7 protein-coding genes are annotated in these 22,006 nt (G+C 71.0%); 3 read left to right on the top strand and 4 right to left on the bottom strand.

Annotated features, from left to right (window positions below; genetic code table 11):
* Positions 1-188: 188 nt before the first annotated feature.
* Both WME79_RS37300 and WME79_RS37295 read left to right on the top strand, forming a co-directional pair.
* Positions 189-5,252, top strand: coding sequence for an AAA family ATPase (locus WME79_RS37300; protein WP_437524983.1), 5,064 nt, complete (start codon positions 189-191; stop codon positions 5,250-5,252).
* Between the two features lie 119 nt (positions 5,253-5,371).
* Entirely contained in the window at positions 5,372-6,850 is a 1,479-nt protein-coding gene (locus tag WME79_RS37295; RefSeq protein WP_437524981.1) for a serine/threonine-protein kinase, read from the top strand.
* Between the two features lie 7 nt (positions 6,851-6,857).
* Here WME79_RS37295 and WME79_RS37290 read toward each other — a convergent pair whose 3' ends face one another.
* From WME79_RS37290 to WME79_RS37280, 3 genes are read right to left on the bottom strand one after another with little or no spacing between them, the layout of a single operon-like run.
* Positions 6,858-7,853 (bottom strand): tetratricopeptide repeat protein, encoded by a 996-nt coding sequence (locus WME79_RS37290; RefSeq protein ID WP_437524979.1) that lies wholly within the window; start codon positions 7,851-7,853, stop codon positions 6,858-6,860.
* A gap of 31 nt (positions 7,854-7,884) precedes the next feature.
* On the bottom strand, positions 7,885-8,967 hold the full coding sequence (locus tag WME79_RS37285) for a hypothetical protein (protein WP_437524977.1): 1,083 nt from the start codon (positions 8,965-8,967) through the stop codon (positions 7,885-7,887).
* Between the two features lie 40 nt (positions 8,968-9,007).
* Positions 9,008-10,153: a hypothetical protein gene (locus WME79_RS37280; protein WP_437524976.1), complete on the bottom strand. Its 1,146-nt coding sequence runs from the start codon at positions 10,151-10,153 to the stop codon at positions 9,008-9,010.
* 324 nt (positions 10,154-10,477) lie between these two features.
* On the opposite strand from WME79_RS37280, the gene WME79_RS37275 reads away from it, so the two are divergent.
* Positions 10,478-10,621 (top strand): hypothetical protein, encoded by a 144-nt coding sequence (locus WME79_RS37275; protein ID WP_437524974.1) that lies wholly within the window; start codon positions 10,478-10,480, stop codon positions 10,619-10,621.
* Positions 10,622-10,785: 164 nt separating this feature from the next.
* On the opposite strand, the gene WME79_RS37270 is transcribed toward WME79_RS37275, so the two are convergent.
* Positions 10,786-21,792: an amino acid adenylation domain-containing protein gene (locus tag WME79_RS37270; protein ID WP_437524973.1), complete on the bottom strand. Its 11,007-nt coding sequence runs from the start codon at positions 21,790-21,792 to the stop codon at positions 10,786-10,788.
* Between the last annotated feature and the right edge of the window lie 214 nt (positions 21,793-22,006).

The raw sequence follows: 22,006 nt of genomic DNA, 5'->3' as shown, positions 1-22,006 counted from the left end.
AGTGTCACCTGCTCCGATCCGTTCGCCGCGCACGCTGGGCGCGGCGCGCTCCGAGATCGACTTCATGCCCGCACATTGTGGACTGGCTGCACCGCGTTGGAGAGCACGGCGGCGTCGGGGCGGATTTCCCTCGAACGGCCGCGCGGACCCGCTTGATGCAGCGCATAGAAGCGCTCTACAAGTAGTCCATGATCGGTATCCCCGGGTACACCCTGACAGGCCTCATTCACGAATCCGCTGCGTCAACCGTGTACCGAGGATACCGCAACGAGGACCGAGCCCCTGTCGCGGTCAAGCGCCTCAGGAACGAGCGCCCAGCTCCGGCCGAGGTCGCGAGGCTTCGCTACGAGTACGCCATCGCCAAGGAGCTCGCGCTGCCAGGCGTGGTTCACGTCCTGGGCATCGTGAAGATCGGGGCGAGCCTGGCGCTCATCATGGAAGACGCCGGGGGCTGCACGCTCCATGAGCTCATCAGCGCACGCTCCCTCAGCCTCAAAGACGCGCTCCGGGTCGCGATATCCATCGCGAGCACGTTCGAATCCATTCATCGGGGCGGGGCCGTTCACATGGACATCAAGCCGCAGAACCTCATCGTCGATACGTCCACGTGGAACGCCAAGATCATGGACTTCGGCAGCGCCACCCGGCTCTCCCAGGAGGCACAGCGACCGAGGAGCCCCGCCGCCTTCGAGGGCACCCTGGCGTATATGTCCCCGGAGCAGACCGGGCGGATGAACCGCGTTATCGACCTGCGCACGGACCTCTACTCCCTGGGGGTCACCCTGTACGAGATGGTGACGGGCAGGCTCCCTTTCCCGACGAAGGACCTCCTGGAGCTCGTGCACTGCCACATCGCCAGGCTCCCGGCGCCGCCGGCGCGGGTCTCGCCCGACCTACCGCGCTCCGTCTCTGACATCATCATGAAGCTCCTGGCGAAGAGCCCCGATGATCGGTACCAGGGCGCCTACGGGCTCCGGATGGATCTCGCCGAGTGCCTCACGCAGCTCGAGGCGGCGTCGGCGATCGAGCCGTTCGCGCTCGGGCGCCACGATTACGTGGACGCGCTCCGGATCCCGCAGAAGGCCTACGGCCGCGAGGCGGAGCTCGCGGTCCTCGAAGGCGCGTGGCGGCGCGTCAGCCAGGGCGCGAGCGAGCTGCTCCTCGTGTCCGGCCACGCCGGCATTGGCAAGTCGCTCCTCGTCGGCGAGATCCAGAAATCCATCGCGCAGGGCAAGGGGTACATCGTCACTGGCAAGTTCGACCAGATCAACCGGACCGTCCCCTATGCGGCCGTGGCGCATGTCTTCCGGGAGCTCGTCCGAGCCCTCTTGACCGAGCCCGCGGAGGCGCTCGCGCTATGGAAGGAGAGAATCGCGAACGCCGTCGGGCACAACGGTCAGCCTCTCGTCGACCTCATCCCCGAGCTCGAGCTCCTGCTCGGCCCCCAGCCCGGCGTGGAGCCGCTCGGACCGACCGAGGCGCAGGCCCGCTTCCACCTTGCGTTCCAGAAGTTCTGCAGCGCCATTCCCGCCCAGGAGCACCCCCTCGTCGTCTTCCTCGATGACCTGCAATGGGCGGATCCGGCCTCGCTCAAGCTCCTGGAGCAGCTCCTGACCGCATCGGAGATCAAGCATCTCCTCGTGATCGGCGCGTACCGCCACAACGAGGTCGACGAGAGCCACCTGTTTTCGATCACCCTGGCGGAGCTGCGCAAGGCCGGGGTTACTGTCGGCGAGATCGACCTCAAGCCGCTCGAGCTTCCCGTCGTGACGCGGCTCCTCGCAGACACCCTCTCGTGCGACCCCGGGCGGGCCGAGGCGCTCGCGCGTCATGTGATGAGCAAGACCCACGGCAACCCGTTCTTCATGAACCAGTTCATGAGGGCGCTGCACGCCGAGAAGCTCGTCTCCTTCGATCCGGGCCGGCGCGAGTGGACCTGGGATCTGCCGCGCATCCAGCAGATGAAGGTCACGGACAACGTCGTTGACTTCATGGCGGGCAGGCTCCTGGAGCTCGATGGACGTGCGCAGCGGACCCTCACGCTCGCCGCGTGCATCGGCTATCGCTTCGACCTGAAGATGCTCGCGAGGGTGGCCGACAGGCCACGTCGCGAGGTGGCAGGCGAGCTGTCCGCGGCGCTGCGCGAGGGGCTGATCCTCGCCGTCGGCGCGGACTCCAGGTTCTTCGATGCGGCCCTGAGCGGCGCGATGACCGGCGAGGCGGACGAGCCGGAGCTTGCGCTCGACGCCTCCTACCGGTTCTTGCACGACCGGGTCCAGCAAGCGGCCTACCGGCTCCTCGACGAGCCCCGCAAGCAGGAGATCCACCTCCAGATCGGGCGGCTCCTGCTCGCGGACAGCGATCCCGACGGCATGGAGGGTGAGGTCTTCGAGGTCGCGACCCACATGAACCTCGGCATGCCGCGGATCACCGATCCGGAAGAGCGCGTCGCGCTGGCGCGCCTGAACCTCGAGGCGGGCAGGCGGGCGAAGGCCGGCGCGGCGTACGAGGCGGCAGCGAGCTACTTCGAGGCCGGCACGAGCGCGCTCGGCCCGAAGCGCTGGGACGAGCAGCACGATCTCACCTTCGCGCTGACCACCGGGCTCGCGGAGTGTCTCTGCCTGACCGGCCAGTTCGACGCCGGCGAGCGGCTGTTCGACGCGCTCCTCGAACACGCGAGATCCCCGCTGGACGGCGCGCAGGTCCGCAACCTGCGCATGTCGTTCCACCTGATGCGCGGCAACCTCTCCGAGGTCGTGCGATGCGGCCTCGAGGCCCTCGCGCTGCTCGGGGTCGACATCCCCGCGGCGGCCGAGGAGCAGCGCGCGCTGCTCGGCAGAGAGCTCGAGGCGATGCAGGCCCACCTCGCGAGCCGCCCGATCTCCGCTCTCTTGGGGCTGCCCACCGTCGCCGATCCAGAGAAGCAGACGATCCACCGTCTCCTCGCCGACATGACCCAGCCCGCCTCCGCGCTCGGGCTGCCGGTCCTCGGGCCGCTCACGCTCATCATGCAGATCAACCGCGCGATGGAGTGCGGCAACTCGAGCACCTCCGCGTATGCGTACGTGCTCTATGCGGTGCTGTTGATCGACGGCGTCTTCGCGCCGAGGACCACGGAGGACCGGTACAAGGAAGCCTACGAGTTCGCCAAGGTCGGTATCGAGCTGAACGAGCGGATCCCCAACCCGCGCATCACGTGCATGCTCCTCACGACCTTCGGGGCCATCCTCCATTTCTTCGAGCCGCTCCGGGACACGATCAAGCTCCTGGCTCGCTCGCGGCAGGCCGGCCTGGAGTCGGGAGATCTGGCGTACTCGTCTTACTGCTGCATTCACATGATCTCGGCGAGCCTGAGCCTCGGCGACGATCTCGGCGCGGTGGCCGGAGAGATCGAGCAGGATCTCGCGCTCATGCGGAAGACGAACGACAAGCTCACGACGCTCATCCTCACGTGCGCAAGGCAGGTCGTCGCGAACCTCACGGGGAGCACCGCCGGGACGCACACCCTGAGCGACGGCACCTTCGACGAGGCCGCGTTCGCCAGCATGGTCTCGGTCCCGGAGCTCACCTATGTGGCCGCCTGGTACCACACGCAAAAGGTCCAGCTGGCCTATCTCCACGGCGACCACGGCGCCGCGCGCTCGCTCATGGCCGCCGCGGAGAAGATGACCGCGGGCTGCGTGAACAACTTCTGGGCGACCGAGCTCGTCTTCTATTCATGCCTGATCCTCGCCGCCTCGTGCGACGGCGCGCCGGCCTCCGAGAAGGAGCGGCTCGTGGCGGCGCTGTCGGCGCACCGGGAGAAGCTCGCCCGCTGGGCCGAGCTCTGCCCCCGGAGCTACGCGCACAAGCATCTCCTCGCCGAGGCGGAGATCGCGCGCATTTCGGGCGACGACCGGCACGCCGTGGCGTGTCTCTATGACAGGGCGATCGAGGGCGCCGAGGAGGCCGGGTTCACGCGCGACCAGGCGCTGGCGAGCGAGCTCGCCGGGAAGTTCCACCATGCGAACGGCCTCACCCGGAGCGCGCGCGCCCACATGACCGACGCCCACCACGGCTACATGCAGTGGGGAGCGACCGCCAAGGCGGACCGCCTGGCGGCCGAGGCGCCGCAGCTCGTGCAGAAGGTCGCGCTCACGTCGGCGCCGCCTGGCATGCTGGAGCACGCCCGGGCCGCGGTCCAGACCACCTCGACGACGAGGCTCAGCACCAGCGTGCTCGACGTCGAGGCGGTCATCCGGTCCGCTCAGGCCATCGCCGGCGAGGTCGTCCTCGAAAGCGTGGTCAGCCGGCTGCTCGACATCGCGATCCAGAACGCCGGCGCGAAGAAGGGGGTCCTCGTCCTGGAGCGCGATCACCAGCTGATGGTCGAGGCGTCCATCACCGTGGATCCGAGCGCGGTGAGGGTCGGTCTGCTGCTCCCCGTCGAGGGCAGCGCCGAGGTCCCCGCCTCGATCGTGCAGTACGTCGCGAGGACGATGCAGCCGGTGGTCCTCGCGGACGCGAGCCATGAGCCTCGCTTCGCCGCGGATGCGTACGTCGCCGCGCACAACCCGAGATCGATCCTTTGCCTGGCGATGGTGCACCAGGGGCGCACGAACGGCGTTCTCTATCTGGAGAACAACACGGCGACCAACGTGTTCACGCCGGCCCGACTGGAGCTCTCGAAGCTCCTCCTGGCGCAGGCGGCGACCGCGGTGGAGAACGCCGTGCTCTACGCGAACCTGCACAGGCGCACGGAGTCGCTGCGCCTGGCCGAGGAGCAGCTCAGGGTCGAGTTCTCGGCGCGGGAGCGGAGCGAGCACGCGCGCGCCGAGCTCCAGGAGGAGATCATCCGCGTGCAGAGCGCCCGCCTGGCGGAGCTCTCCACGCCCATCATCCCGATCACCGACCGGATCATGGTCATGCCGCTCATCGGGATGATGGACCGGCAGCGGGCGGAGCAGGTCCTGAGCACGGCGCTCCAGGGCGTCGAATCGAGCGGCGCCGAGGTCGTGATCATCGATATCACCGGCGTGAGGACGGTCGACGGCGACGTCGCGAGCACCCTGATCAACGCCGCCGTCGCCCTCCGGCTGCTCGGGGCGCAGGCGGTGATCACGGGCATCCGCCCGGACGTCGCCCAGACGCTCATTCGCCTGCAGATCGACCTCGGCGCGGTGGTCACGCAGGGGACGCTCCAGAGCGGCATCGCCTACGCCTTGCAGCGGGTGGGGACCCGCGGCGCGCCCCTCGGAGCGCGCGCGCGGTGAGGAGCGGCCGGGGGGCGTAGTACCCCGTCGCTCAAGGACGAATTTGGGGGGCCGAATCCGCGCGCGAGGAGCAGCCGAACCGGCTCGGTCGGCGTGGTAAGCTGCCCGCGATCCATCTCATGATCGGAACGACCATCGGCGGCCGCTACGAGATCGTTCGCCAGCTCGGGCAGGGCGGCATGGGCGCCGTGTACGAGGCGCGCCACACCGGGATGCGCCGCCGCGTCGCGCTGAAGCTGATCAGCGCCGACATCCGCAAGAACCCCGGCCTGCTCGCGCGCTTCGAGCTCGAGGCGCGGGCGGCGGGCGGGCTCGAGTCGCAGCACGTCGCCCACGTCCTGGACGTCGGGCGCGACGATGCGCAGGGCGTGCCGTTCATGGCGATGGAGTACCTCGCCGGCGAGGACGTCCAGGAGCTCATCCATCGCCTCGGGCCGCTGCCCGTCGAGCTCGCCCTGCGCATCGCGGCGCAGACGTGCCTCGGGCTGCAGAAGGCGCACGAGGCGCGCATCGTCCACCGCGACATCAAGTCGGCGAACCTGTTCCTCGCCGAGCGCGACGGGGGTGAGCGCGTGGCGAAGATCCTCGATTTCGGGATCGCCAAGGTGAAGATGGACGAGATGCCGGCGACGGAGGGAGGCATCACGCAGACCGGCGCGATCCTCGGCTCGCCGCTGTACATGTCGCCCGAGCAGGCGCGCGGGAGGAAGTCGATCGATCACCGCTCCGACCTGTGGTCGCTGGGCGTGGTGCTCTACCAGATGCTTGCGGGCCGAGTGCCGCACGCCGGCATCGATTCGCTTGGTGAGCTGATCATCATGATCTGCTCGGAGCCCGCGCCTTCCGTGCAGGACCCCGCACCGTGGGTCGAGGCCGAGGTCGCGCGCCTCGTGGCGAAGGCGCTCGAGATCGACCCGGCCGCCCGCTACCAGAGCGCCGAGGAGATGCTGCTGGACCTCAAGGCGCTGATCCAGGGCAGCCTGGTGATCGAGGAGGCGATGGTGGCGGCGCTGTCCAGCGAGGCGCGCGCCCGCGTCGCCGCCCGCGCGCACCCGCCGGCCGCCCCGCCCGCCGGCAGGGGATCGCTGCCGTCCCTCGAGCACGCCGCGCCGAGCATGACCGAGCCCGGCGTGAGCGCGCAGGAACGCCCCCGCGGCCGCCGCTGGCCGCTGCTGCTCGGGGGCGCGGGGATCCTGGTGGCGGTCGCGGGTGTGGGGCTCGGGCTGACACGCGCGCCGCCGGCCTCCGACGCGATCGCACCGGCGGCGAGCGCGGAGAGCGCCGCGGCTTCCCTGCCCGCGCCCGCGCCGGTGCCATCGAGCACGCCCGCTGCCAGCGGCGAGGCGCCCGCGGCGCTCGCGAGCGCCGAGGCACCGGCGGCGAGCGCCGGGGCTCAGGCGCCCACGACGAGGCCCGTGGCCGGCGCCAAGGCCACCGCGAAGCCGGTCGCCAGCGCCGTCAAGAGCGCGGCGCCCGCGCCCACCGCGAAGCCGATCGCCAGCGCTGTCAAGAGCGCGGCGCCCGCGCCCACCGCCGGTCCGGCGCCCTCGTCCGCGGCGACCGTGGGCGGGCGCATCATCCGCACGACTCTGCCCTAGGAGACGGTCAGAATACGCCGGAGAGCCCCACCGCCGCGCCGGCGGGCGAGGCACCGGCGTGAAAGCGCAGCGCCGCCGCGCCAGAGTGCGGGCGGGGCACGGTGGGGCGGGTGAGGTACAGATAGGTCGTGACCCCGGCCCCCACCAGCGCGGTCGCGAACAGCACGTCGGCCGTCACGTCCAGCGCCTCGCCGGCCGCCTTGACGCTCCGTGCGCTGTCCGGCTGGCGCCCGTCGTTGACCTTGTCGAACTCTGTCCGCTTCTCGAGGGCCAGGACGCCCGTCACCGCGCCGCCCGCGGCCAGCGCCAGGCTCGCTCCCGCGGTCACCAGCACCAGCACGGGCAACGGCCGGGTCTGCTCCATCCGGGGCGCCGGCGTCTCCTTGGGCGGCGGCGGCGCGGGCTTCTTCAGCTCGACGTCGTGCGCCTGCGAGGTCCCGGGCGGCGCGTCGATCTCCCATGTGGCCGGCTCGTATCCGGCGGCCTTCACGGTGAGCGCGTGGCGGCCGGAGCGCACGCCCAGCTCGATCGTCCCCTGAACGGGGCCGTAGGTGTTGCTCACGGGCGCGCCCTGCGCCGGCGTGCGCACGTCCACGAGCACGGCGCCGGCCACGTTCACGCGCAGCGACAGGCGCACGACGCCCGTCTTCAAGGTCTGTAGATCGCTGTTGATCTGGGCGCGCTCGTCCTTCTCCAGGTCCTTCACCTCGGCGAGGTACCTCTCGTAAGCGTCGATCGCCTCCTGGTCGCGCTCGAGCTTCATCGCGCAGAGCCCCAGGTTGCCGAGAATACGAGGAGAGGGCGAAGCCGTGTAGGCGGCCTTGAACTCCAGGTAAGCGTCCTCGTAGCGGGCGCCGCCCGGGTCTTGCAGCAGGTTCACGCCCGCCGCGAAGTGCGAGCGCGCCTCCTCGGAGATGGGCACGTCGGCGCGCGCCCGCGGCGCGAAGGTGGCGAGGAGCAGCGCGAGAGCGAGGCCGAGCAGGCGGGGTCGGGCGAAGGTCATGGGGCGCTATCTCGGCGGTCGCGGGGCCGCGTCATGGGGTCTGGTTGCGGCAGCAGATGCGGCGATGTCCGACCGGCTCGACCGAGCCGGAGGGCTCGCTCACCGAGCACGCGATGCCCTCGGCCGTGCCGAGCTCGGCCTGGAAGGAGAAATCGAAGTCGGGGCTGACCAGGAAGCCCGACAGCTCCGTGCAGGCGTTGCTGTCGACCAGCTTGGTCGCCCCGGCGGCCGGGCAGTCGTGCGCAGGATACAGGGTGTAACTGCCGGCCTTGCAATGCACCGCGGAGGTGTCGCAGGTGCAAGGAGAGCACTTGCGGTTGTCTTCCCCGCCCTCGTAGACAGAGAGGTCGAGGCCCGTCCACCCGGCCGGGCAGAGCGCGCCGCCCTCCTGGGCCATGCACACCGCCGGCTCGAAGCCCTTCGGGGCCTTCGGCGCGCACACCTGGGCCGCGCCGCAGCCCGCGCCGGCAGCGGCGCACACGCGCACCTCGTCGGCCCAGGTCTCCTTGGTCGCGAGCCCGCCCCCGCCGACCTCGCACACCCCGCTCTCCACCAGGGCCGAGCCCTTCGTGAGCCGGCACCCCTTGTAGCCTCCCGGGGGAGAGCCGGCGTTGGCGCACGCGGTGTCGGTCTCCTGGAATTCATTGTGTGCGAACCCCGGGAGGCAGGCGGTGCCCGTCGAGCAGGTCATCTGCGGCGCGTTGCACTTCGCGCCCACCAGCTCGCACTGGCACGCAGCGCACTCGGGGGCGGAGGGGCCGGCATGGTAGACGGCCGGCGGCTTGCCGCCGGGGCACGGCCCGGGGGCGGTCGCGGCCGGAGAACGCACCTTCTGGACGCGTAGCGCGCCCGACCATCCGCTCACCGGCGCGTCGACACACTCGAAGTCGAGCTGGCAATCCGGATCTTCGCAGTCGACGGCGCCGTCGCCGTCGGTATCGATGCCGTCGAGGCAGTCCTCGACTGGCGTGCTGCCTCCTGCCCCGGCGCCCCCGTTGCCGCCGCCGCTGCCGGCCGCGGCGGTGCTGCTCGCCGTCGTCGAGCTCGCGGTCTCGGACGGGCCGCATGCCCCGAGCCAGACGGCCAGCAACGCCGCGCTCACCGCAGGCTTCATTCGTCACCTTCGTTCGAGGACAGGCATCGACGTGCATCCCTCACTGCGCGAGCTCCCGGCAGCAGACCTTCGCCTTGCCGACCACCTCCACGGAGCCGGCGGCCTCGCTCTTCTCGCTGCACTGGAGCCCCTCGGGCGTGCCGAGCTCCGGCTTGGCCGAGATCTGGAAGCCGCCCTTCACCCCCAGGGCGAAGGTGTCCTTGCAGGTGTCGCCGGTGATCTCCTCCGTCGTCCCCTCGCCCGGCGGGGGCAGGCAGCCGGAGCCGACGTTGAGCGTGTAGCTGCCGCCGCTGCACGACACCGCGTCGACGCTGCACGAGCAGGCCGTGCAGGTGCGGTGGTCCTCGCCGCCGTTGTAGATGTCCAGGTCCCGATCGAGCCAGCCCGGCGGGCAGGACACCTCGCCCTCCAGGGTCACGCACACGACCTCCTGGAAGCTGGGAGGCGCCTTGTGGACACAGACCTTGTCGCCGGCGCACCCGCCGCCCGCGGCCGCGGCGCAGACCTGGACTTCCGTGCTCCAGGGAAGAACGCTGGTGAGCTCGCCGCCGCTGGCGGAGCATTGGCCCTTGCTCAGCACCTTTGGGGGGTCGCTCCCCAGCTTGAAGTTGCAAGGCGCCGTGTCCGGGGAGTCGAGGTCCACGCACGCCGTGTCCTCGCTCTCGGCCATGACCTGCCAGAGCCCCGCGGGGCTATCGCAGTCGGACTTGCTGAAGAGCAGCTTCGGCGCGGCGCACGCGGCGCCCGTCCACGTGCAGTCGCACGGCGTGCATTCGGCGGGGGACGGGCCGGCGTAGTAGGTCGCCGAGAGCTTGCCGTCGGGGCAGGGCAAAGGCTGCGGCGCTCGCCCGGCGTAGGCCGCGGTGGCCATGTACAGCGGGCCCTTCCACCCAATCGCTGGGGCCACGACGCACTCGTGATCGGGCTGGCAGTCGGCGTCGGCGCAGTCGATGTCGCCGTCGCTGTCGCCGTCGAGCCCATCGAGGCAGTCATCCTCGTGCGGGCCGCCGCCGCCCGTCCCACCGCCGCCCGTGTCTGGCGAGGTCTTCACCTCGCCGAAGGGGTTGACCAGGGAGCAGGCCGCGGCGCCGGGCGCGAGCGCCGCCGCCAGCCCGAGCGCGGCGGCGGCGCGCAGCCGCTCCCCGGGGATTCGCGGCAGGGATCGACGGACGAGCTTGGTCATCATGGCTGGGCTCCCCTGCTGCACCGCTGGCAAGACACACCGGGCGTGCTCGCCGGGGGCCGAGCTTCGCCCCGTGATCATGACGAATACCTGAGAAGGGTGGCCAGGTACAGCGCGGCCGGAGCAGGGCGCGCGGGCGCAGGCGCCTGCGCCTGGCATGGCGCGCGCGGAGCGAGCGCTCGCCATGGGAGAAGCCCACGATCCACGCGCAGGAATGGAGACTACAGAATGTCGATTCTGATGCTGAGCGAGGATCGCCGACCGTTCGCCGCCGGGGGCTCGGCGCGACGGCGGTGTCGGCTAGAGCGACAAACGGGTTGAACCCGCGTGAAAAGCGCAGAATTTCGAACCGCCAAGGACGCCAAGGACGCCAAGAAAAAAATCATTCTCTTCTCTCTTGGCGCCCTTGGCGTGCTTGGCGGTTCGAAATTCCGCTCGTTTCACGCGGGTTCAACCCGTTTGTCGCTCTAGCACCTGAGCTCCGGACGGTGATTGTCTGAGATCGTCGCTGAGCTCTGAAAGCGCCAGTCGGAGCGATGCGTTGCGCTCACCAACGTCTGCCGAACCATCCGTCGATTGGTCAACCGAATCCGCAGGACCAGGTCTGGCTGGATCGTCGCCTTCGAGATACCTGCTCAGTGCGACGGCGGGCCGCTCTCGGGCGCGCTCTCCGCGCTGAGCGGCCTGGCCCTCGACCTCCGGAGCGCCCGCGCCTCCAGCGGGTCGACGAACGCGGGCCTCACCATGCCCGCGATGCGCTGCTGGATCGCGCGGGCGACGTGCGCGACGTGGGGCGGATCCATCATCGTGAAATGGTTGCCAGGCACCACCTGGAGCGCAAACTCCCCTCGTGCGAGGTCCATCCAGGCATTGACGGCGCGCGCGTCGTCCGGGCTGACCTGCTCTCGCGCGCGCAGGAACAGGATGCTGGCGTCCGTCGGCTGCGGCTCGTAGCCCGAGAGGGCCTGCCACGTGCTCATGACCTCGGCGCGGAGCCGCGCGTCATCCTCCATGGCGGCCATGAAGCTGCGGTATCTCTGCGACGCGATCGCCTCGATCTTCGCGATCTCGTGGCCCAGGGCGCTCGCCGGAGAGCGGTCGCTCGCTCCCTGTACGCTGCCCGTGTCCAGCAGCAGCAGCAAAGGCACCTTGCGCCCCTGCGCGAGCAGCTGCTGCGCCATCTCGTACGCGACGACGCCGCCGGCCGAATGCCCGCCCAGGAGGTACGGACCCTCGGGTCGAACGCTCAGGATCTCCTCCACGTACCGGGCCGCGATCGCGGGAACGGACATGGCGCTCGCGAAGCCCGGTTCGTTCGGCTCCACCCCGGTGGGTTGAATCCCGTAGACGGGCAGCTCGCCGCCCAGGCGCTGCACCAGGGGGCGATAGAGGTGGACCGTGCCGCCGAGCGGCGGGATCAGGAACAGCGGTGTGGCGTCCGGCGCCCCCGCCTGCAGCGAGACGAGGAGCTGTCCGGCAGCGCGCCTGGCCGTGAGGACCGCGGCGCTTCCGCTCCGCTGCGTCATCGCGGGGCTCAGCGGCGCCTTCGAGCTCGGAGGCAGCGCTTCCCGGACGCGCTCGGTGAGCACTGCGACCGAGGGAGGTCCGGACGACGCCGGCGGACTCCAGATCTTCGGCGGTAGGGATCGCACCGTGGCCGGGCCCACGGTGCAGGTGGTGTCGAGCACGTGAGCGGTGCGCTCGAACGGGTACGTGGGGAGCGGCACGCGCCTCCGGCGCTCGTCCCGGGAGAACGCGGCCCAGTCCACGTCGACGCCGGCACACCAGAGCCGGCCCACCGCGGCGAGCAACGCCTCCAGGTCGCCGGCGCCCTCGCCCGGGCGCGCCAGGGTGGTCGCGACCCGTCGCTCCCCGTCCGGGTGCCGCGACGCCACGGCCGCCAGGGCGGAGCCGGGCCCGACCTCGAGGAGGGCGCGATCGGTCGAGGCGAGCAGCATGGCGATGCGATCGTCGGGGCAAGCCGATCCCGCGGCCTCCTCCGCGCGCCCGCACAGTACGACCGCGTCGTCGAGCGAGAGCGCGCCGCCGACGCACGCGGCGGCGATCTCGCCCACGCCGTGGCCGAACAGCGCGGCCGGGCGGATCCCCCACGACATCAGGAGCTGCGCCAGGGCGTACTCGGTCGAGAAGAGGGCGGCCGCGCGGAGGTGCGGGGATCCGAGCTCCGCGTCGCCGCGAGCGCGCCCCTGCGCCTCGGGGAATAGCCAGTCGCGGAGATCGACCGACAGCTCGTCACGGAAGCGGTCGGCGCACTGGTCGATGTTCTCGCGGTAAACGCGCTCGTTCAGGTAGAGCTCGCGCCCCATGCCGGCATGCTCCGCGCCCGCGCCGGGGAACATGAAGACGACCTCCGGCGGCCGCTTGCCGGCGACCTGCGTGAAGACGCGGGCGGGGTCGCGCCGATCGAGGCAGGCCGCTCCCGAGGCCGGATCCGCGCACACCACCGCGCGGCGGTGGGCGAAAGGCACCCTGCCGCGCTGCAGGGTGAACGCGACGTCGGCGAGCGAGCTCTCCGGCACGCGCCGCAGGTGCTCGGCCAGCCGATCGGTGCTCCGCTCGAGCGCGGCGCTTGTCCTCGCCGAGACGACGAGCAGCTGGCAGCGCCTGGACGGGCCGGACGGCGCCCTCTCCGGGGCCTCCTCGACCACGGCGTGCGCGTTCGTGCCGCCGATACCGAAGGCGCTCACCGCGGCGCGGCGCGGGGCTCCGCCGCGCTTCCACGCGCGCGGCGCGGCGTTGACGAAGAACGGGCTGCTCGCGAGATCGATCTCGGGGCTGGGGCGACGGAAATGGAGCGTCGCGGGGATGAGCTCGTGCTCCAGCGACAGCGCCGCCTTGATGAGTCCGGTCACCCCGGAGGCCGCGCGCAGGTGCCCGAGGTTGCTCTTCACCGAGCCGAGCGCGCAGAAGCCGACCTGGTCGGTCGCCTTCCGGAACACCCGCGACAGCGCGGCCACCTCGATCGAGTCGCCGAGCCGCGTGCCCACGGCGTGCGCCTCCACGTACGTGATGCTCTCCGGGCTCACGCCGGCAGCGGCGTGGGCCCGGGTGATGGTCTCGATCTGCCCCTCCAGGCTCGGCGCCGTGTAACCCACCTTGAGCGCGCCGTCGTTGGTGACGGCGGAGCCGCGGATCACGGCGTGGATCGTGTCGCCGTCGTCCAGCGCGTCCTTCAGCCGCTTGAGGACGACGAGGCCAACACCGTTGCTGGCCACGATGCCGCTCGGCTCGGCGTCGAAAGGCCTGCAGTGGCCGTCGGGCGACGTGACCGAGCCTTCCTCGTGGAGATAACCGATCCTCCGCGGCGAGAGGAGGCCGACTCCCCCCGCGAGGACCATGTCGCTCTCCCTGGTGAGGAGGCTCTGGCAGCCGAGGTGCACCGCGACGAGCGACGTCGAGCACGCCGTCATGACGCTCACGGCGGGCCCCCGGAGCCCCAGCTTGTAGGCCACGCGTGTGGTCAGGGAATCGGTGATGTTCCCGGTGTAGATCCGGTAGTGCTCCGAGTTCGGCGCGGCCGGAGGCGGCCCGACGCGCTCGATCCAGTAGCTCGGGGCGTCGCTCCCGGCGAACACGCCGATCGGCTTCGGGTAGGCGAGCGGGTTGTACCCGGCGCTCTCCATGGCCTCCCAGGCGCACTCGAGGAAGATCCGCTGCTGCGGGTCCATGAGCACGGCCTCCTGCGGGCTGTAGCCGAAGAACGCCGCGTCGAAGCACATGACGTCCTCGAGCAGGCCGGCCGCCGGGATGAACTTGGGCGACCAGATGAGCTCCGACTCCACGCCGAGCGCCTTCAGCTCGTCGGACGAATAGAAGTCGATCCCCTCGCCCCCGTCCCTGAGCATCGACCACAGCGCCTCGACGCTGCGCGCCTTCGGGAAGCGACCGGCCATCCCGATGATGGCGATGGCGTTCTCGGGGATCGCCTCCCGCGCTGGAGCCTCGGTCGCGGGGGCCGCGGCGCCCCGTCCACGCGTCGAGACGGCGCTCTCTCCCGGGGCCGCCGCCAGAGGGCTCCTCCGTAGATGGGCAGAGAGGGCGCGGATCGTCGGGTACTGGAACAGATCCATGATGGGCACGTCCTCGCCGAGCCGCGCCCGGATGCCGGCGCGGACCCGGGTGAGGAGCAGCGAGTGGCCGCCGAGCTCGAAGAACGGGTCATCGAGGCCGACCTCGTCGATCCCGAGCACCTCGCGCCAGATCTCGCCCAGGATCACCTCGATGGCCCCGGCGGGGGCCGGCGCCGCCCGCGGCTCGGCCGCCCGTGGCTCGGGCTTCGCGCGGTCGTCGGCGCGGTCGTCGGCCGGAAGAGCCGCCATGTCGACCTTCCCGTTCGCGGTGAGCGGCAGCGCGTCGAGCTTCACGAAGGCGGCCGGAACCATGTAGTCGGGGAGCTTGGCCGCCGCGAGATCGCGCAGGCCTGCGGGCATCGCGCGCGTCTTCTCCCGCCGGAGAGGGCTGTTCGCGAGCGGCCGGGCCGGCGACGTCTCCCCGGGTCGCGCCTGGATCCAGGCGCGCGGTCGCGGCGCGCCGCCCGAGCGCTCGAACAGCACGTCCATGCAGCCCGGGCCCGAGGTCCTCGACCCGGTGATCCGGACCGAGCAGCCGAGGCGCGCGCCGAGCGCCCACAGCGCCTCTGGCTCGATCGCCGCCATCGCGGCGCGGTCCAGCTCGGCGCCGCTTCCTTCCCGCAGCCGGCTCGCGGCGATCTCGTCGGCGACCACGCGCGCGTTCGGGATCCCCAGGACCTCCAGCGCGCCGGATCCCTCCTCGCGCAGCGCTCGCTCGACGCCCGCGAGGCCCTTCGAGGCAGCCCAGTCCAGGGATCGGCCGATGGCGACGGGCTCGGGCGCGACGCCCACGTGCAGGACCACGTCATAACGGAAGCGCGTCATCTCGTCGGAGCCTGAACCCCGCTTGAGCCAGCACTCCACGTGCTCCACGCCCGGGACCTGGCCGCGCAGCGCGTGAAAGAACCCGGGCGCGAGGACGAGCTCTTTCTCGGCGAGGGCCGCCCGCCGCACCCGGGCCTCCAGCTCGCCCGAGGTCACATCCGCGGGCGCGCGGTGAAGCTGCACCGAGGTGTGAAACGCCTCGAGCAGCGGGAGGCTCCTGATATCGCCCAGGAACACGACGCCACCAGGCGCCACCGCGCGCACGGCGCCCTCGATCACCGAGCGCAGGTAATCGGCGCTGGGGAAGTACTGCACGATCGAGTTCAGGAGGATCACATCGAAGCTGCCCGGAGCGACCCCGCTGAAGTCGTTCGCCTCCCGGCGCTGCAGCGACACATGCGAGAGCGTGCCGCGCGCGAGCTCGGGGCGGAGGAGCGAGATCGCCCTCTCCGAGAAATCCGTCCCGAGGTAGGCGGCGCACTGCGGGGCCAGCTGCAAGAGCAAGAGTCCGGTCCCACAGCCGATCTCCCACGCCCGGCGCGGCTGGAACGAGAGGATCCGCTCGACCGTGTGGTCCCGCCAGGCGCGCATCGCCCCGGCGTCGATGGGATCTCCGGTGTAGCTGCTGTTCCAGCCCGTGATGTTGAAGCCCGGATCCACGCCGGCGCCGCCCTTCCCGTAGGTGCCGTCGTACAGCGCCTGCCACGCCGAGACGTGCTCCGCTTGCACGGCCGGGGTCTGCTCCGCGGCGCCGCCGTTCTCGAGGCGAGGGATGACGTAAGCGACCAGCCGCTTGTTGCCTTTCGTGTCTTCCCGCGCCACCACGACGGCCTCTTCCACGGCGGGGTGCTCTCGCAGCACGGCCTCGATCTCGCCGAGCTCGATGCGATAACCACGGATCTTCACCTGGTTATCGATCCGCCCCAGGAACTCGATGTTCCCGTCGGGGAGCCACCGGGCGCGATCGCCGGTGCGGTACATGCGCGCGCCCGGCTCGTCCGAGAACCGATCGGGCAGAAACCGTGCGGCGTCGAGCTCGGGCCGGCGCAGGTACCCGCGGGCGACACCGGCGCCCCCCAGGTAGACCTCGCCCGGGACGCCCACCGGGACGAGCTCCCCGCGCGCATCGAGGAGGTAGACCCGCATGTTGTCGATGGGGCGGCCGATCGAGGGGTCGACCGTCGCTGTCCAGCCGTCCGGCCGCGCCTTCGGCACCGGGCACGAGGTGGCGACGACGGTCCCCTCGGTCGGTCCATAGTTGTTCACGACGTCGAAGGCGAGCGCCGCGGCAGGCCAGACGCGGAGCTTGTCTCCTCCGGTGAGCAGGCACCGGAGCGCCGCGGAAGCAGGCCAGTCGAGGCGCAGGAGCTCCTCCGCCATCGGCGTGGGCAAGAACGAGACGGTGATTTTTCGCGCGAGGAGCCACGCTTGAAGCTCTTCCGGGGAACGGCGGAGCGGCTCCCCGGGGATGAACAGGCACGCTCCCGCGCACAGGTACGGCCAGAGCTCCCATACCGACGCATCGAAGCCGGGGCTCGCGACGAGGGTCGCGCGATCCACGCTGGAGACGGCGAAGCGCCGCGTGTGCCACGCCGCCAGGTTCATGAGGCTCCGGTGCTCCACGAGCACGCCCTTCGGGCGGCCTGTCGAGCCCGAGGTGTAGATGGCATAGGCCAGGTCCCGGGGGCCTGCGCACACCGGAGGGGGCGACCCGTCCCGCGCCGTCAGCGCCGGCCCGTCGGCGTCGAGGTGGATCACCGCGCCCGCGAACGGCGGGAGGCGATCGGCGAGGTGCGCCTGCGTGAGGAGCACCGGCGCCCCGGAGTCCTCGAGGATGAACGCCAGCCGCTCTCTCGCGATCTCCGCGTCCACCGGGAGATACGCCGCGCCCGCCTTGAGGACTCCGATGATCCCGACCACCAGCTCCAGCGAGCGCTCCGCGCAGATGGCGACCAGGGTATCGGCCTCGACGCCCAGCGCGCGCAGGCGGTGCGCGAGCCGGTTCGCCCGGCGATCGAGCTCCCCGTACGTGAGCGCTCCGCGATCGGACACGACCGCGGCGGCGCGCGGCGCGCGCGCCGCCTGCTCCTCGAACCGGTCCAGGACGCTCCTGTCGCGGGGGAAATCAGCGCCTGTGTCGTTCCATTCGACGAGCAGCTGGCGCCGCTCGCGCTCCGGGAGCAGCGGCATCGACGCGACGGAGCGCGCAGGATCCGAGGTGGCTGCGGCGAGGAGCGTGAAGAGGTGCTCCAGCATCCGCGCCATCGTCGCCCGCTCGAAGAGGTCTGTGCTGTACTCCAGCATCCCGGCCACGCCGCCGGCGGTCTCCCAGGCATAGAGCGACACGTCGAAGATCGTCTTCTGCGTGTCCGTGTCGACGGCGCGCGCCTCGACCCCGGTGAGGTGGAGATCGCGCTCCGCAGGCGGCTGCGGCGCGAACACGATCTGCACCAGCGGGCTGTAGCTCGGGTCGCGCACCGGCTGGAGCTCCTGGACGAGCCGCTCGAACGGGAGCCTGTCGTGCGCATAGGCGTTCACGCAGACGTCCCTCACGCGGCGGAGCAGCTCCTCGAACGACGGCTCGCCGGAGACGTCGATCCGGATGGGGACCACGTTGACGAAGAAGCCGATCGCCGCCTCGAGATCGGCGTGATCCCGGCCCGCGCTCGGCAGGCCGATCAGGAGGTCGTCGCGCTGCGTGGTGCGGTGGAGCAGGGCGGCGAACACGGCCAGGAGGACCATGTTCACGGTCACGTCGTTTCGCGCGCCGAGGTCCCGGACGGCCCTTCCCACCTCTGGATCGAGCTGGAACGGCAGGGTCGCGCCGCGGAAGGTCTGGACCGGCGGCCGGACGTGATCGCTCGGAAGCTCGAGCAAGGGCGGCACATCGAGGAGCCTCTGCTTCCAGCCGGCGAGCAGCTCCGACAGCGTCTCTTCGGTCATCTGCTCGCGCTGCCACGAGGCGAAATCGGCGTACTGGAGCGGCGCCTGCGGCAAGGGAGGGGGAGCGTCCCGACAGAAGGCCTCGTAGAGCGCCGCGATCTCGCGGTAGGCCACCTCGAGCGACCAGCCGTCGATGGCGATGTGATGGATGTGCAGCCAGAGGAGGTGATCGCGTGGCCCGAGCCGGAGCAGCCCTGCCCGGAAGACGGGGCCGCGCTTCAGATCGAAGATCCTCTGGGCCTCCGCGGCGATGAGCTGCTCCGCCTCGGCCTCGCGCTCGTCCTCGGAGAGGTGCTGGAGGTCCGCGACGTCGAGCCGGAAAGAGGCGTCCTCGACGACGATCTGGACGGGCAGGCCGTCGATCTCCGTGTAGACGGTGCGCAGGATCTCATGACGGCGGACGAGCTCACGCAGGCTCCTGTCGAGCGCCGCGATGTGGATCTCGCCGGTGAGGCGGAAGGGACAGAGGCAGTTGTAGGCCCTGCTCTCCGGCGCTAGCCGGTAGAGGAACCACATGCGCTCCTGTGCGAACGACAGGGGGACTGGCCCTGTTCGGGCGCCTCTTGGAATGGCATGCTCCCTCCGGGGGGCCGCGCGGTCGCCCCCCATCGCCAGCGCGGCGAGCCCGGCGACGGTCGGATGCTCGAAGAGCTCCTGGAACCCGATGTCGATCCCGAAGGCCCCGCGGAGGCGGGAGAACAGCTGGACGGCGTGCAGCGAGCTGCCGCCCAGCTCGAAGAAGCTGTCGTGCACGCCCACGCGCTCCACGCGCAGGAGCTCCTTCCAGAGGCCGGCGAGCGCCTCCTCCAGCTCGGAGCGCGGCGCCACAAAGGCGTGTGCGAGCTCCTGGCGTGCGCCTCCGGGCGCAGGGAGCGCTCTGCGGTCGACCTTGCCGTTCGGCGACGTGGGGAGCGCGTCGAGCGCCACGAAGGCGGACGGGACCATGAAGCCTGGCAGTTGGCCCTGCGCGAGGGCGCGCAGCGCGGGGAGGAGCGCCTGCTCGTCGCTGGCAGAGGCGCCCTGGATCGCGCGGGGGACGACGTACGCCACGAGCCGCTTGTCGCCCGGCGCGTCCTCGCGCACCACCACCGCGACCTCGCGCACCCCAGGGTGCTGGCACAGCGCCGCCGCGATCTCGCCGAGCTCGATGCGGTGGCCGTGGATCTTCACCTGATCGTCGATGCGGCCGAGGAACTCGATCTCGCCCGAGGCGAGGTAACGCGCGAGATCGCCAGTCCTGTACAGGCGTGAATCCGGCGAGTCGCCGAACGGATCCTGGACGAAGCGCTCCTGCGTGAGCTCGGGGCGGTTCAGGTAACCGCGCGCCACGCCGGGGCCGCCGATGTAGATCTCGCCGGCGACGCCGACGGGGACGGGCGCGCGGTTGCGATCGAGGAGGAGCACCCGGACGTCGGGGAATGCGACGCCGATCGAGCTCGACCACGGCCGCTCCAGATCCGGCTTTCCCATCGCGCGGTGGGTGGCGATCACGGTCGTCTCGGTGGGGCCATAGACGTGGACGAGCCTGGGGTGCTCGTCCCCGTGGCGGTCCCACCACGGCTTGAGCGCGGCCACGTCGGACGCCTCGCCGCCGTACATCACGAGACGCAGCCGCAGGCGGTCGCGGAGCGCTGGCTCGGCCGCCGCGTCGGCGTGGATGAGCTGGCGGAGCGCCGAGGGCGTCTGGCAGACGACGGTCACCCCTTCATCGCCGAGGAGCCTGTAGAACGCGTCCGGCGTTCGGCTGGTGACGAACGGGACCACGACCAGCCGTCCGCCGTGGCAGAGCGCGCCGAAGATCTCCAGGACGGAGAAATCGAAGGCATACGAGTGGAACAGCGTCCAGACGTCGCGGTCGCTGTAGTGATACGCGCTGGCGGTGTGGTCGAAGAGGCGAACCACGTTGGCGTGGGAAACCATCACCCCCTTGGGCTTCCCGGTCGATCCCGAGGTGTAGATGATGTACGCGAGGTCGCCCGGGCCCTCGTTCGGCGCGGGCCCTACCTTGTCCTCGGGCTGTCGCTCGATGATGGCCTGATCCGCGTCGAGGCACACCACCCTCGCGCTCCCGCTCCGCAGCCGGGAGGCGAAGCGCTCCTCGGTGAGGATCACGGGGACGCCGGCGTCTTCCAGCAGGAAGGCGAGCCGGTCCGCCGGGTAAGAGGGGTCGAGCGGGACATAGGCGCCGCCGGACTTGAGGACGCCGAGCAGCGCCACGATCATCTCGAGCGATCGTTCCAGGCAGACGCCGATCGGGACCTCGGGCCCCGCGCCGCTCTCCCGGAGGAGGTGGGCAATCTGGTTGCTCCTTCGATCCAGCTCGGCATAGGTGAGACGCTGTCCCTCGAACACCACCGCCACCGCGGACGGGGTGCGCCGGGCGTGCGCCTCGACCCGCTCATGCAGCCTGTCGCGCGGCGGATCGAACACCTCGCCGCGGTTCCACGCGAGCAGCGTGCGGCGCTCCTCCTCGGTCAGGATCGGCAGCTCCGAGACGCGCTGCTCCGGGCCGCCCGCCGCCCCGCGGAGCAGCACCGCCCAGTGCCCGAGCAGCCGCTCGACCGTCACGCGATCGAAGAGGTCTCGATTGTAGTCGACCCGCGCGAAGAGGCCCGCGTCGGCCTCCTCGACACGGACGGCGAGCTCGAAGGCCACCTCGGTCGCCTCGAGCGCCACCTCCGTCAGCGTGAGCAGAGCGCCTCGCTTCGGCTCCGGCGTGCTCGGCTCGCTGGAGAAGGTGGCCTGGACGAGCGGTGGGCGGCTTGGATCCCGCGGCAGCGAGAGCTGCTCGACCAGAGAGGTGAAGGAGAGGTCCCCATTCTCGCTCCCCTCCTGCAGGGAGCGGCGCACTTGACGCAGGAGCGCGCGAAAGCTCGGATCCGCGCCCGGCCTGCCCCGTACGGTCACGAGATTGCCGAATGCCCCGATGAGGCCTTGGGTCTCCTCGTCTCGTCCGGACAGCGGAACGCCGATGAGGACGTCGTCCTGGCCGGTATGGCGGTGGAGCACGGCGTGCATTCCCGCCAGCAGGACCGTGGACAGCGCCACGTCCTCCTCCCGGGCCAGCGCGCGGAGCCCTCGCACGAGCTCCTGATCGAGCGCGCACTCCACCGAACCTCCGGCGAAGGTCCGCACCGCGGGCCGCGGCCGATCCGTCCGGATCTCCAGCGCTTCCGGTGCCCCCGAGAGCTCGCGACGCCAGTGCGCGAGCTGCTGGTCGAGGAGCTCGGCGGTCCTGTGCTCCCGCTGCCGCCGTGCGTGGTCCTGGTAGCCTATCGGCGGCGCCTGCCGCTCGATGCCATGATAGCCGTCGAACAGCTCCGAAAAGAACAGCGCCACGCTCGGTTTGCCATCCGAGAGGAGGGGGTGCATGGAGAGCGCGATGAGGTGGCGCCTTGGATGCACCCGGATGAGGCTCACTCGCCAGAGGGGACCGCGCTCCAGATCGAGGGGCCGAGAGAGCTCCCGGCGAGCCATCGCGAGCGCGGCTCCATCCGAGGAGGGCTGCCCCGCGGCGCCGAGATCCACCTCGACGAAGGCGATGTCTGCCCGCGGCGAGACGACCTGCACCGGCTGCCCCTCGTGCTCTGCGAAGGATGTCCTCAGGATCGCCTGACGCGCCGTGAGCCTCTCGATGGCATGGACCAGCCTGGGCACATCCAGCTCGCCGTCCAGCCACGCCGCGCCCCCTTCGTGCAAGCCCGGCGCGGCGCCTCCGCTACGGGCTTGTACCCAAGCACGTTCTTGCTCCAGAGAGAGCGGGGAATAGCAAATTTCGTCCATCGCGGATGACCTCCTTGTTGATGATAGGGGTCGGTGCATCGGTGGGCGTGGAGTAACCGCGCGTCGCGTCGACACGTTCGACGCGCGCACACCTGCACGCACACCGTGCTTGCTGATCTGTCGTACGCTCCTCAGACATCAGGGCCGCCTGTCACCTGGGCAGGAGAAGCAGGCGCCAAGCTGGGCCAGGGCTGGCAAAAACTTGCTAAATCGA

Source organism: Sorangium sp. So ce726 (assembly GCF_051521405.1).
Classification (GTDB): Bacteria; Myxococcota_A; Polyangia; order Polyangiales; family Polyangiaceae; genus Sorangium.
Note: the sequence above shows the minus strand (reverse complement) of the source record. Positions and strands in the feature narration are given on the sequence as shown.